The following is a 13,698-nucleotide window of genomic DNA, read 5'->3' as shown; positions in this document are numbered from 1 at the left end:
AATAGATGGATGTAGATGAAAACATCACAATTAGATCTTCGTGAACTCCTAGCATTTAAACCTCGTGGCGGCACGATGAGCTTTCTTGGTCAGAGAACTTACCTCACCGATATGGTGTCCCATGGAATACTCAGAAAAGAGTTACTCAGCACCGTCGATTCTAACGTCACTCGCACAATAATTACTCGTTCAGGTTTCATTAGAGGATGGTTATTAGCGGAACAAATAAAACGTAAAATGCCTGAAGTATGGTCAGAAGCAAGACAGGGGAAACTAGGCCCAATGGTTTGTTCTATGTTTGGCTTTGGCGAGGTGCTTACGAGTCATCGCACCGATGGCCTGTCAGGCGCACCACTGGTTGAAACTTACTTTATCGGTTCCTATGAAGCAGAACAGCAACTACGTTTAAGTGGCCAATCTCAAGATGTAGTTTGTTGGGAACAAGTTGGATTCGCGAGTGGCTATGTTTCTCACGTTCAGCAACGTACGGTCTATTTCATTGAGTCAGAATGCCAAGCTAAAGGTGATTGCCACTGTCACCTTATCGGAAATTATGCCGAAAAATGGACTGAAAAAGACACTCTTTCACTCCATTATTATAATGGTATCAACATAGAAAATATTAAAACCGAAGTAGAAGAAATATTAAAAATAGAAGAATATTTCCCACGAAATGTTCATTCTAATATTGATCTAGACACTCCAAATGATTATGTCCAAAGTGGCTATCCCATTATCAATAGTTATCCGATGAAAAAACTCATTGAAATGGCCATTAACGTCGCCAAAGTACCCACATCTATTTTTGTCACTGGCGAAAGTGGTGTCGGCAAAGAGAAATTAGTTGATTTTATTCATCGCCTCTCCGATAGAAATAATAAACCGTTACTGGCGATAAACTGCGGTGCACTAACTGAATCTCTATTAGACAGTGAACTATTTGGTCATGTAAAAGGCGCGTTTACAGGGGCTGAAAATAACAAAATGGGATTGATCGAAAGTGCCAACGGTGGAACACTATTCCTCGATGAAGTCGGCGAACTTTCTCCCTCAATGCAAACTAAACTACTGCGAGTGATTCAAGAAAAACAAATTCGCCGAGTGGGTGACAACAATATCAAAGATGTCGATGTTCGAATAATATCGGCAACCAATAAAGATTTAGAAGCTGCGGTTGAAGCAGGTGATTTCCGTCAAGACCTTTACTACCGACTCAATGTTATCGAACTCAAAATCCCTCCACTAAGGAATCGAGGAGAAGATATTTTACCCTTAGCGCGCTGTTTTCTGTCCGATTTCAATGAAAAACTGGGTAGAAAAATCACTGGTTTTAACTACAAAACAGCAGATTTATTACTCAACTACGACTGGCCAGGCAATATTCGTCAACTCGCCAATACGATTGAACGGGCGGTAGTGTTAAGTCCCGGGCCACAGATTATGCCTGAAGACTTACCAGAAGAATTTCATCAAAATATCACTAAACCATCGATAAATAATGGTATTAAACCACTTAATACCATTGAAAAAGACTATATAGTCTCGGTATTAGAAACCCTAAATAATAACAAAGCACTCACAGCCAAAAAACTCGGAATGAGCCTCGCGACCCTATATCGAAAGTTGAAAGAATATGATGAACTTCAAAATTTCGATTAACATAAATCATTTAGTAAACTATTAAAAGACAGCGATATAATCTAAATCTACGTAACAAAGAGATAAAGATAGACTACCATCACGATGTTTTATTCACCGAGCAATCATTGTACGACGGACATGAATCAAGCAATGAATACACTGGACATTAAGTTTGTTTGAATAACAAATAGATTAAGAGTTTTATCATCTTGATGAGCTAAGAAGTTTCAGGTGCTATCGAGTCGACGTCGGGAAGGCTCAACATTGGTACCATGTTACAAACCAGTCCAACAAACACGGCTACAAATAAGTCCATCTGATAGAAATAATAAAATCAATAAATCGCAGATATAAAAAAGCCCTGTTCAATTAAGAACGGGGCTTTCAAATGATGGTACCTGAGGTCGGACTCGAACCGACACGCCGTGAAGCAGGGGATTTTGAATCCCCCATGTATACCAATTTCATCACTCAGGCAAAGACTTAGCAGCTATTTTAGCTTTGCAAAGTAATCTGATAAATCCAAATATCTTTGCAAAACAACACTCGTAATTTAACCCTAACTGCGAGCACTCAATTTAAAACTAACTAAACAGTAATGACTGCAACAATCATTGTCACAATTAAGTGCTGGCGATTATACCGTTGCATTTCATAATGGCAAGCCCTTTACCTATTCTTTTCTATAAAAAACACTCAACTGCTCAAAAGTCATTCATCCCCCCTCAATTGAGAAGGATAGTAGTTTTTTGTGAGCTAATTGGCAATTTTACACTAAGTTAACATCATGACGGCTGAAGATTGATCAAGATCAGTATAACGACGTTATTTTGACTTTATGATGATCGTGTCTTCACATTCTAAAGGATAAATATCATGGCATTTTGGTTAGATTTAATGTTTGGTAACGCGATAGGATTACTTTCTATGACTGTAATTTTTTGCACCTTTGGAATAATGTCTTATCTAATGTGGATGTTTATTGTGAAGTCTGCACCTACTAAGTGAGTCTCTTAATAGGCTAAGTTTTTTACTGCTTATTATTCATATTCAATATGGATACTTCCTTGTGAATGATACATTGGCGACAAAACACATGATGCGTTTTTATGCCAGAATGGGGGCCGTAAATGCCCCCATCTTTTTATTCATAAACTTATTCATCTACAGCACTATTTTCCGCGCTATTAGCTATTACACCGCATGCTTACGCGATTGAATCAATCCATTAATAAAATGTGGTCGCGTTTTAATCAAATGATTCATTTCTTCTGCACTGGGTTCACCCGCAGGTAAACGTAGTACATCACGATTTAAATAATTACGTGCTTGCATCGAAATTTTGTATTCAGCCGTTGGCCCTTGAATCGCGTAGTGACGCTCGTTTCCAAGCATTTCAAGTATACTGGTGTTAACTAAATTTTTAACCGCTAATTCATTTTGTGGCAAGGTTAAAATTGTTTGCCCTTGTAAAAAGAATTCCCGTAGCAAGGCTCTTTCAGCAGGGTCAAGCAGTTTCACTTTTGCGTCAATGGTTTCTACGGTACGTTTTTGACGTAAATATACGATTGCTTCATCGACGATAAAGGCAAAAATCTGACTTAAAAAATATGCAACCCCCATAATCAACCCTAAGCCAATAAACTGACCATATTGATGTACGAGTTGGTCTAATGATAAAAACGCCAATAAATCTTTAGGCGCAAACAATAAACTTGCACATGCTACGATAAGCCATGACATAGAACTTACGAACAAACGCTTACTATTCAATAACTTTATTGAACCTACTTTAATTTTCATCATAGCTTACCCGCAGTGTCAGATTTTTGAGCTTACTAAGACAAAGCAAAATATATGCCAGAAAAATTAATTGATTAGCTGATATTTATTTATTTTTTCATCACTATATATTGCCTATCAGGCTATGCTTGAACCAAAGGTATGAGACTCGAACTAACACCAGCGAAATACATTGTAGAATCAATACTCTCATAAGTAGATTCTCCCTATTAATAAATCACAATGAAGAAACTATGCTGATATCCATAAGACAGTTATTACAAAGTCCTATAGCTCGAAAATTAACGCTTTCGATCGTGATCTTTAGCTCTTTAATTACGCTAGTGACGACGGCTTATCAGCTAGTAAGTGATTATCAAAATGATGTAAGTAGAATTGATCGCGTTTTTTCGAATATAGAAGCGGTAAATTTAGAAGTGCTGGCAGCCAGCTTATGGGTAATAGATGAACACTTGATCGACACGCAACTCCGTGGTTTGAGTCAATTACCTGATATAAACTATATTTCTATCCGTGATGACAGTAATCAAGAATGGCATTTTGGTGAATATAAGAACACGGCTGTTATTGAGAAAAAATACCCATTAATTTATACCAATAATGAAAACATTCCTGTTGGTACGCTCATCGTACAAGCCGATCTAAATGTCATTTATGATCGTTTGTATAATAAAACAATACTGATTTTATTATCCAACGCGATTAAAACCTTCTTGGTAGCAGGCTTTATCTTGTTTCTGGTGTGGTTCAATGTAACCAAGCACCTTCGTCATTTAAGTAAATATTGTGATGATATTAGCTTAGACCACAACTTTACTCCCTTGGATTTTAATCGAAAGCCGCAACATGATGAATTCAGTTTAGTAGCAGATGCGGTTAATACTATGCAACGGCAAATCAGAGGCTCTTATCAAGCATTGCGCCAATCAAAAGTCGATCTCCAGCATGCTCTTGAAGATCGCGATCGTTTACTGTTGTTAGAACGCAGCTATAAAGATGAGCTCACGCGCCAAGTTAAAGAACAGACCAAAGAACTTGAACAATCATTGCAGATGTTGAAACGAACTCAACAAGTGCTTATAGAAAAAGAAAAAATGGCTGCATTAGGTGGCTTAGTTTCTGGCGTAGCTCATGAAATTAATACCCCTATTGGTATTTGCTTAACGGCTGCCAGCTCGCAATTGTCTCATATAGAAGAGTTGATCAAATTGATCCATAGCGATGATGCCACTTTAGAACAAATAAATGAAATTTTAGAGCAATATCAACAAAGCAGTCAGTTAATCGTCAGTAATATCACTCGTGCGAGTTATTTGATCCAACAATTTAAGTCTATTGCCGCAGAACAAAGCCATGAGCAAAACACGACCTTTAATTTGAGTCATCAATTACGCGATATTACTGATTCAACATTAATGATCTTTTCACCGCAAGAAGTCGAAATAACGATCAGTATTGATGAACAGTTGCAACTTAATAGTAATGCCAGTTTATTAAGCCAAGCGATTACTAATGTTGTATCAAATGCATTTTCACATGCATTTAAAGATGTTACTCAAGCAAAGATCCACATTAATGTCGTTACTGAGCCAGAGAGTATTCATATAGAAATTCAAAATAATGGCGCGGCTATTCCTAATGACATCGTCGAACATATTTTCGAACCCTTCTTCACTACAGCTCGTCATAAAGGAGGAGTAGGTTTAGGGCTCGCGGCAGCGTTTAACGCAGTGGCTCAGCTTAAAGGCAATATCAGTTATGTACCTATTTCACCACTTGGTGGGCCCATGTTCGTGATTAGCGTACCGAGATTACCAACAGCTTAGTTCAACGATGTTAAGCAGATTTAGCGGCTAATTTACTCAGCACACGGCTAACGGCAACAAACGCAAACGTTCCCGTTACCATGGTAATAGCACCAAAACCAGATGCGCAATCCATTCGCATACTGCCCTCTGCATCTGCTTTAGTGTTGCACACGCTGCCATCAGCTTGAGGGTAGACTAAATGTTGGGTCGAAAATACTGCATCGACAGCAAAGCGTCGTTGAATATTTTTAGTGAAATTATAATCTTTGCGTAATATGTTACGTACTTTTGCCAATAATGGATCTTGTACTGTTTTAGCCAAGTCAGTCACTTGAATAAGAGTCGGATCGGTTTGTCCTCCAGCACCACCTATGGTCACTAGGGGAATTTTATTGCGCTTACACCAAGCAATTAATCCCGCTTTAGGCTTTACTGCATCAATACAGTCAACCACATAATCAATATTGCCACCTTGTGAGGTCGGCTTAAAATGTTCAGCAAGATTGTCTAAGGTAATAAAATCTTCTATTTCATTAACCATACACTCAGGATTAATTTCGCCAATGCGCTTTGCCATAACCTCAACTTTTGATTGGCCAATAGTCGAGGTTAATGCATGTATTTGGCGATTAGTATTGGTAACACAAATATCATCTAAATCAATTAGTGTAATCTGCCCTATACCACTTCTCGCTAACGCTTCGGCAACCCATGTACCGACACCACCAATGCCAACCACCACAACATGCGCCTGCGAAAAAGTCGTTAGTGCTGCTTGACCGTATAAACGGCCGACACCAGCAAAACGATGAGTATAAGATTCTGACAACATTAGTTACGCCTTAATTAACGACTATTTTCGCGGCCAATTTTATATGATTTCTCCTCAAAGCTAAACGTTTGTCATGATTCACTTTAGATGAATTTGGTTAAGGAGAATTTTTGGCTTAATAAAAAGCACCGCATGCTCATATTCTTGGCTAGTAATTCAGCTCACTCGTTATGGCATATAGGATAAAGTGATAAAATTAGTTTATTGCAGCTTAAATATCACACTAACTATTGGTTAAACTCATCAAGATAGGTTGACCCTTTAATAGTGTAACTATGATAAGAGCCATTTAACTCAGATAACATGACAAAGAGCCGTTTTATAACATTCTATTACCCGAGCAGAAGCAGCTTGAGCTAAATATATTTATCTGCCAAAAAGATTCCGATCACAACAAACATTAAATCATGCTTAATTTTTAACCTTATTAGACTAAAGATATAAAATTTAACATCGAATATTCACAACGATTAAATTAACATGAGCTAAAATACATTTCTGCAACTTTTTGTGGTTGTGCGCTAGCCTATTTCTAATCAAATAGGAACATCCCTAAAGAGGTAGATCTACGCCATAATGTTATTTAATTATACAAATGGTCGCAGTTATCACAGATTTATACACAATTTTTCAAGTAGGCCCTGTTTATTTGATCTAGGCCACACTATGAAGGTATCAAATCTGTAAAAATCTGCACCAGCTTGTTACAGAATTGAATCTGCAACAAAGTTCACTAACTAAAACCATGAAAAATGGAATATAGAACATAACGTTCTAGGGAGCATGAAAGATGAAAAAAACCTTAATCTCTGCATCGGTAGCATCTGTACTTACATTAGTTTCTTTCGCTACACTTGCTGAAGGCCCAAGTTTCTATGGTCGTTTAGATTTAGCAGTATCGAATTCTGATCAAGGTGCCACTACTCAAAACCGTAAAGAAGGCACAGTATTAGAAAACAACTTTTCTAACTTGGGTGTTAAAGGTAGCGAGAAATTTGCTAACGGTATCGAACTGTTATACCAAATGGAATTCCAAGTTGAAAATACTACTCAAACTGAAGGTAAGAATGGCAGTGACGAAGTTGTATTTAAAGCACGTAACACATTCTTAGGTTTAAAAAGTGACGCTGGTACTGTGTTAGTAGGCCGTAACGATACGGTATTTAAACAGTCTGAAGGTGGCATCGATTTATTCGGTAACTTTAACGCCGATATCGATCGTATGATTGGCGGCCAGTTACGTAAAGCTGACGGTCTTTGGTACTACTCACCTGTTATTGGTGGTTTAGTCACATTAAACGCGACTTATTTAATGGAAGACAACTACACAGATGATGCTGGTAAAGAATCATATGATGATCAATATGCATTAAGTGCAACTCTTGGTGATAAAGGTCTTAAAGCACACCCTTACTACGTAGCTGCAGCTTATAACACTATTGGTGGCATTGATGCTTACCGTGGTGTGGCACAAGTTAAGCTAGGTGAGTTCAAGCTTGGTGGTTTATACCAAAACACTGAAAGCCAAACATCTGATCAAGAAGGTGATTCTTTCTTCCTTAACGTATCTTACAACCTAAACGGCGTAAACTTAAAAGCTGAATACGGTCAAGATGAAGCTGGTTTTGGTAGCTACTACAAAAATATTAAAGAAGCGACTGGTACAGACGTAAACATCACTCAAATTACTGTGGGTGCTGACTACCGTATATCTAAGTCAACGTTAGTTTATGGTCACTATGCTATGTATGAAGGCGACCATAAAGTTGGTACTGCTACAGTTGATTTAGAAGATGACAACATCTTCACTGTCGGTGCTCGTTACGACTTCTAATCATTATGATATAAGAGCTTCGGCTTAACAGTATAAATGATTAAAAATGCCAGTCTGTATAGACTGGCATTTTTGTATCTGTAATCCAATGCTGAACTCTAGCGCTTCAAATCTAATCGTGACATCCAGAACTTGAAATTACAGCACTTAAAAATTACAGATAAGAAATTGACGTACTTAACAGCTACCGCCAATTAAGCGATCACTTGATTAAACACTTCAACATGATGTGATTCAACCAACTCAGGCATTACATTGTGGAAATAATGCTGAATAGCATCTTTAGCGCAATGTTGATCAAACGCAGCACGATCGACAAACTTTTCCACAAAGGCAACTTTGTTGTCGTTATCTACACTGATATTCAATTCATAACGAATACAGCCAGATTCACGACGAGTATCAGGGATCAAGCTTGCCAATACCGCCACTAACTCATCACGTTTCCCTGCTTTCGCCACAAATTGAGCGACACAAACAATTTGCTGGGTATTAATTACATAATCTGACATCGTTTTTCCTTAATAAGACCTACCCGAACCCAGATAAATAACGACTCAACTCAAAGTTGATTATGCTATCTCTGAACCCAACGCTATTCATACCAATTAGCTATTATAGATTAACAACATATCAAGATGCTCTATACCGTCTTCAAGGTATACATCTGAATTAACTACAAACCCATGTTGTTGATAAAATTGGCGTAAATAATCTTGCGCCCCAATCTGAATATTGTCATTTGGCCAATGCTGTTTTGCAATAGCAATGGCACCTTGCATTAATTGATTCGCCACTCCTTGGCCACGAGCCGATTTAGCAACGGCAACACGGCCAATACTGGCTTGAGGATAACTGACGTTTGGGGCTAATATGCGACTATATGCAAGGATCTCACCTTGGTCATTTAGCCCAAGTAAGTGTCTTGCTTGCGGGTGTTTATCTTTACCATCTAATTCAGGATAAGGACAATTTTGCTCAACCACAAATACATCTACACGCAATTGCATTAACCCATAAAGCTGCTCTAAAGACAGTTCAGTAAAACCAACATCTAGCCATGTTAATGTCATCTCTCACCTTAATTTATTGCTATCAATTAAGATAATACTAACATGATTAATGCATTTCATTAGGTTGATCTGTATCACTTTTCACCGCAGGTTTACGGATCAATAAAACCGCCACAACCGCAATAAATAGAAAACATGCCATAATAAAAAACACATCATTATAGGCTTGTATATATGCTTGTTGTGACATATTTTTAGCAAGTAAAGCATAGGCTTGTGAGTTAGCACTCACCGCATCAGAACCCGCAGTTTGCAATATCGAACTGGTATGCTGAATATAGTTGTAAGCTTGGGAGCTGACAGTCGGCAACGTTTCTTTAATATGGGCCAAATGAACTCGGGCTAAATTATCAGTTAAGGTTGCAACCAGCGCGATACCAAAAGCCCCACCTAAATTTCGCATCACATTGAGTACCGTCGATGCAGAGGCATTTTCATGTGCTTGAAGATGCATTGTCGCCAAAATACCAATAGGTACTAAAATAAACGGTTGCCCTAACGCCCGTACGATTTGCGAAGCAATCATCTGATCGCCTGCGAAATCAATGGTCATATGGCTATTCATATAATAGCTGGTCGCAAATAAAGCAAATCCAAGTGCTGCCAAATATCGCGGATCAAACTTCTGCATTAATTTAGGCACTAATGGCAGTACGAGTAACTGCGGGAAGCCCATCCACATAATGACTTCACCAATTTCTAACGGGGTATAATCATGAATTTGTGATAAATACAGCGGGATCATGTAGATCGCCCCAAACAACGCCATACCCAGTAAGAAATACGCCACAGTGGATAAAGCGAAATCTCGCTGCGCAAGCAGACGAATATTCACTAATGGCTGAGCTTTACGTAATTGGATCCAAATAAATAAACTGATATTAACCGCGGCAATAATGGCAAGATTACGAATAAGATCTGACCCAAACCAGTCTTTACGATTGCCCTCTTCTAACACGACTTCTAAACAGCCCATACCCAACGCCATGGTAACAATGCCAGAATAATCGGCGTCTTTTAACTTGTCCCAAATAATCGGTTTGCGCTCTAAACCATAAGCCAACATCGCCATCACTAATAAACCTGGCGGAACATTAATATAAAATAAATAGTGCCAGCTAAATTGTTCGGTTAACCAACCTCCTAATGTTGGCCCAATAGAAGGCGCAAATGTTGCGGTTACTCCAAACAGAGCCATACCCATGGCGCGTTTGTCGTCGGGTAAAAACTCAAGAATTAATCGAAAAGCTAACGGAATTAATGCCCCGCCAAAAAAACCCTGCAAGGCACGAAAAGCGATCATCGACTCAAGGTTCCAAGACATTGAGCACAATACAGAGGCAACGATAAAGGCAGCAGTAGTCCACAGTAAGTAACGACGAGTAGATAAACCAGTACTTAACCAACCAGATAAAGGAATGGCAATCATCTCGGCTACTAAATAAGCAGTGGCAATCCAGCTACTCTCTTCTAGCGTCGCCCCTAAACTGCCCTGAATCTCTTTCATCGACGCGTTGGTGATTTGAATATCCAAAATCGCCATAAAAGCACCGATTAAACCGCCAGCAACAGCAATCCAAGAACGTGTGCTACCGCGCTGATAACCGGTCGGTTTATCATCCACAGTACTTACAGGGCCGACTTGCGATGCATCTGCCTCAGTGGCTGACTGGTTCATATTAATGCCCTGCAGTCACAGATGTTGCTTGAACAGCAGATGCCTTAGCAAGCTCATGAGATTGAGTTGCTGACTCTGTATCAACTTCAACCAAGGCACTTAAGCCAGGTAAAATACGCCCAATTGCAGATGAGGGTTGATCATGTTCAAGACGAATACGCACCGGAATACGTTGAACAATTTTGGTAAAGTTACCCGTCGCATTCTCTGCGGGTAACAAGCTAAATTTAGAACCCGATGCAGGTGCTAAACTGTCGATAAATCCGCTAAACACATAATCAGGATAAGCATCTAAACTCACCTTAACGGCTTGTCCGGCTTGCATGTGCTCAATTTGAGTTTCTTTAAAGTTAGCCGTAATCCACACTTGTGCATCTGGCACTAGGCTAAACAATGCTTGTCCAGGTTGAACATACTGGCCCACCATTGCGCCACGCTTACCTATAATCCCTGAAAACGGTGCCGTAACACGTGTATCAACCAATTGAATATTGGCCAACTCGACACTGGCCATTGCCTGATCGACATCCGCTTGTACTTGTAATAATTGCGCGTTAAATACCGACAATTCACGCTGCTTAGCCACTAATGCAGCTTGCGCCTCATCGACATGAGCTGATGCTGAATCGAAACCAGCCTGAAGTTGGTCAACATCATTTTGTGAACTGTAATTACTGATTTTTAATTTCTGTGAACGCTTCAACTGTTGTTGAGCAATTAACTGCTCTGACTGTGAGGCCACAACGGTTGCCTTAGCTTGGTTAATTAATGCTTGCTGTAAATCAACCTTTGCGGCCAAGGTTTGCAAGTTTGCTTGGGTACTCGCTAGCACAGCTTTGCTTTGAGCCAGCTTAGCAACAAACTGACTGTCTTCCAGTTGAGCCAGTAGTTCACCTTTGTTGACATGTTGATTATCAACCACAGTAGACTGCACAATGTAGCCGGGGACTTTTACACTGATATTTGAAATATCAGCCTCAACATACGCATTGTCCGTTGACTCGATATATCGAACTTGTGACCACCAATAAACGCCTGCAACAACTAACACAACGATAATACTTGGCACTAACACTAACCGCTTATTGATAGACATATTTGACTCCTAATTTATTCTGCTCTAGTTTACTACTGTTTCCTTAAGTTTATTAGATAGTAAAAATTCAACCCACTGTTTCACAGGTGTAACAATATGGATCTCAACCGCGTTCAAATATTCTCGCAAGTAGTAGAACAAGGCAGTTTTACCGGTGCAGCTAAGGCGCTGGGGATAACCAAAGCCACTGTGAGTCGTAAAATCGCAGATCTAGAAGCAGATGCTGGTGTGCAATTACTGTTTCGCACCACAAGGTCATTGAAACTCACTGAAGCGGGTTCGAGCTATTACCATCGCATCAGTAAAATTTTACAAGATTTACAAAACGCCGAAGATCTTCTCAGCGCGAGCCAGCAAGACATCAAAGGCAACTTAAAAGTGATTTGCCCTATCGAGCTAGGACAATTATTTTTAGGTCGTATCCTTGCGCGGTTTCTGGCGGCTTACCCCAATATCACCATTGATGCAGAACTGACTAACCGTAAAATTGATGTGATTGAAGAAGGGGTCGATTTTCTATTTCAAATTACTGAACAGCATGATCCTAAGCTGCAAAGCTACTCATTAGTCACTGCCAGCAGGCTGTTAATGGCAAGCCCAACTTACCTTAAGCGGCATGGCACACCACAAATACCGCAAGATTTAATGCTCCATACCGCAATTAAATTACAGTCGGCCCACATTAATGGTGGCTGGCGTATTTTTGATGGTAACCAATGGCTTGATCTCGATCCCCCTGCGCAGCTAAAAGTCAATAATGTCACCTTTGCCCGAGAAGCGGCAATTGAAGGCTTAGGCATTACTGCGGTACCGGTTTTTATTGCACAAGAAGCCATAGACAGTAAGCAACTGATACCGATACTAGAAGACTTTCCAATGATGCAAACCAAGGTCACCCTGAGCTTTCCGCAGCGTGTGTATTTACCCCGAAAATACCGAGTGTTTGTAGAGTTTTTATATGCAGCTCTGTTTGAGCATTGGGGTGAAGGCGTGCTCGAAATTCCCGATTTTGTTCACCAAAGCAATCATAATTAAAGATGAGTTTTTAAGCACAAAATAATCTATAGAATAAATAGATATTTTTTACTGACTAGGTGCTAATATCAACTCAATCAGGTGATTAATTTAGATCATAGAGGTAAGTTTTCGCACATCATTAATTCGCAATATCAATGATAAGTTTGGTTCAGTAAATTGTTCAAAGGCTAAGTCAGTATTTAAGTGGCTGATTAATTTTGGTTCATTCGATACTAACAACACAAATTACCATTTATTAGTCACGTATTATGCGTGCTAGGAGTCATACAAATGAGCAAAGAACGTAATAATTCAAAAGAAGCGAAGAAAAAACCGGCATTATCTTTAAAAGAGAAACGTGCGGTTAAGCAATCGAAAAATTCACCTGAAAATTTTGCCAGTAAGATCAAATAATTTACACGTCGTTTAACGAGTAAATAGCTTGATGTAGACATACTGAGCACATAAAAATACCGAGCTAATTGCTCGGTATTTTTGTTTGCAGCCTATTTATTAGCACCCTACTTAACAGAATATTAATTAAAATCGCTCTAGCCACTTTATCCCAAACGACTCAACAGAAAATAAACCAACTGGCGAATGGTAAAAGCCTAGCGCAAATGTCGACTTGGGCAGATAAAATCAGTTCCGTTAAAACTTAAGATCGCGCTGCGCAATGGTATTACATTTAAATTAAAGACGATGAAAGGTAGAAAACGGTTAAATGTAACCCAAATGGCGATATCATCGAAAGTTTACCGCGATTTGGAAAAACATTAAGGCTTGCCGAAAAACTCAACGCTATTTTTACCTAGCACTATTGTTAACTAGCTCTAATGTTAACAGGGCCATCCGCAATATTTTACCCTGATAAAAAGCCAGTGACATTTATCACTGGCTTTCATATGCACTTAAC

Annotated in this window: 12 protein-coding genes and 1 tRNA gene; 6 read left to right on the top strand and 7 right to left on the bottom strand. The window is 39.2% G+C overall.

Going from position 1 to position 13,698, the window contains the following annotated elements; translation table 11 throughout:
- Positions 1-15: 15 nt before the first annotated feature.
- Positions 16-1,659, top strand: a complete 1,644-nt coding sequence (locus SFRI_RS02620) for a sigma-54-dependent Fis family transcriptional regulator (RefSeq protein WP_011635996.1) — start codon at positions 16-18, stop codon at positions 1,657-1,659.
- Positions 1,660-2,033: 374 nt separating this feature from the next.
- Here SFRI_RS02620 and SFRI_RS02615 read toward each other — a convergent pair.
- Positions 2,034-2,118, bottom strand: a tRNA-Leu gene (locus SFRI_RS02615).
- A 399-nt stretch (positions 2,119-2,517) separates the two neighbouring features.
- Here SFRI_RS02615 and SFRI_RS21165 point away from each other — a divergent pair.
- Positions 2,518-2,649: a DUF3149 domain-containing protein gene (locus SFRI_RS21165; RefSeq protein ID WP_011635995.1), complete on the top strand. Its 132-nt coding sequence runs from the start codon at positions 2,518-2,520 to the stop codon at positions 2,647-2,649.
- A gap of 186 nt (positions 2,650-2,835) precedes the next feature.
- Here the strand turns inward: SFRI_RS21165 and SFRI_RS02610 are convergent, their stop codons facing one another.
- Complete coding sequence (locus SFRI_RS02610) at positions 2,836-3,447, bottom strand: superinfection exclusion B family protein (RefSeq protein WP_011635994.1); 612 nt, start codon at positions 3,445-3,447, stop codon at positions 2,836-2,838.
- A gap of 230 nt (positions 3,448-3,677) precedes the next feature.
- Here SFRI_RS02610 and SFRI_RS02605 point away from each other — a divergent pair, with 230 nt between their 5' ends.
- On the top strand, positions 3,678-5,270 hold the full coding sequence (locus SFRI_RS02605; RefSeq protein ID WP_011635993.1) for a sensor histidine kinase: 1,593 nt from the start codon (positions 3,678-3,680) through the stop codon (positions 5,268-5,270).
- 10 nt (positions 5,271-5,280) lie between these two features.
- Here the strand turns inward: SFRI_RS02605 and tcdA are convergent, their stop codons facing one another.
- On the bottom strand, positions 5,281-6,084 hold the full coding sequence (tcdA, locus tag SFRI_RS02600; RefSeq protein ID WP_011635992.1) for a tRNA cyclic N6-threonylcarbamoyladenosine(37) synthase TcdA: 804 nt from the start codon (positions 6,082-6,084) through the stop codon (positions 5,281-5,283).
- Between the two features lie 790 nt (positions 6,085-6,874).
- Here tcdA and SFRI_RS02595 point away from each other — a divergent pair.
- Positions 6,875-7,918 (top strand): porin, encoded by a 1,044-nt coding sequence (locus SFRI_RS02595; protein ID WP_011635991.1) that lies wholly within the window; start codon positions 6,875-6,877, stop codon positions 7,916-7,918.
- A 194-nt stretch (positions 7,919-8,112) separates the two neighbouring features.
- Here SFRI_RS02595 and SFRI_RS02590 read toward each other — a convergent pair whose 3' ends face one another.
- The 4 genes from SFRI_RS02590 to SFRI_RS02575 form a co-directional block, all read right to left on the bottom strand.
- Positions 8,113-8,430, bottom strand: a complete 318-nt coding sequence (locus tag SFRI_RS02590; protein ID WP_011635990.1) for a putative quinol monooxygenase — start codon at positions 8,428-8,430, stop codon at positions 8,113-8,115.
- Between the two features lie 96 nt (positions 8,431-8,526).
- Positions 8,527-8,991: a GNAT family N-acetyltransferase gene (locus SFRI_RS02585; protein WP_011635989.1), complete on the bottom strand. Its 465-nt coding sequence runs from the start codon at positions 8,989-8,991 to the stop codon at positions 8,527-8,529.
- Positions 8,992-9,037: 46 nt separating this feature from the next.
- Positions 9,038-10,669, bottom strand: a complete 1,632-nt coding sequence (locus SFRI_RS02580; RefSeq protein WP_011635988.1) for a DHA2 family efflux MFS transporter permease subunit — start codon at positions 10,667-10,669, stop codon at positions 9,038-9,040.
- A gap of 1 nt (position 10,670) precedes the next feature.
- Entirely contained in the window at positions 10,671-11,765 is a 1,095-nt protein-coding gene (locus tag SFRI_RS02575) for an HlyD family secretion protein (RefSeq protein WP_011635987.1), read from the bottom strand.
- Between the two features lie 96 nt (positions 11,766-11,861).
- Between SFRI_RS02575 and SFRI_RS02570 the strand changes: the two genes are divergently transcribed.
- Both SFRI_RS02570 and SFRI_RS21840 read left to right on the top strand, forming a co-directional pair.
- Positions 11,862-12,800, top strand: a complete 939-nt coding sequence (locus SFRI_RS02570; RefSeq protein WP_011635986.1) for a LysR family transcriptional regulator — start codon at positions 11,862-11,864, stop codon at positions 12,798-12,800.
- 273 nt (positions 12,801-13,073) lie between these two features.
- Positions 13,074-13,196 (top strand): hypothetical protein, encoded by a 123-nt coding sequence (locus tag SFRI_RS21840; protein ID WP_011635985.1) that lies wholly within the window; start codon positions 13,074-13,076, stop codon positions 13,194-13,196.
- Positions 13,197-13,698: the final 502 nt, after the last annotated feature.

The sequence above is a fragment of the Shewanella frigidimarina NCIMB 400 genome (assembly GCF_000014705.1).
GTDB classification, from domain to species: Bacteria; Pseudomonadota; Gammaproteobacteria; order Enterobacterales; family Shewanellaceae; genus Shewanella; species Shewanella frigidimarina.
The sequence above is the reverse complement of the archived record's forward strand: the minus strand, read 5'-3'. Positions and strand labels throughout refer to the sequence as shown.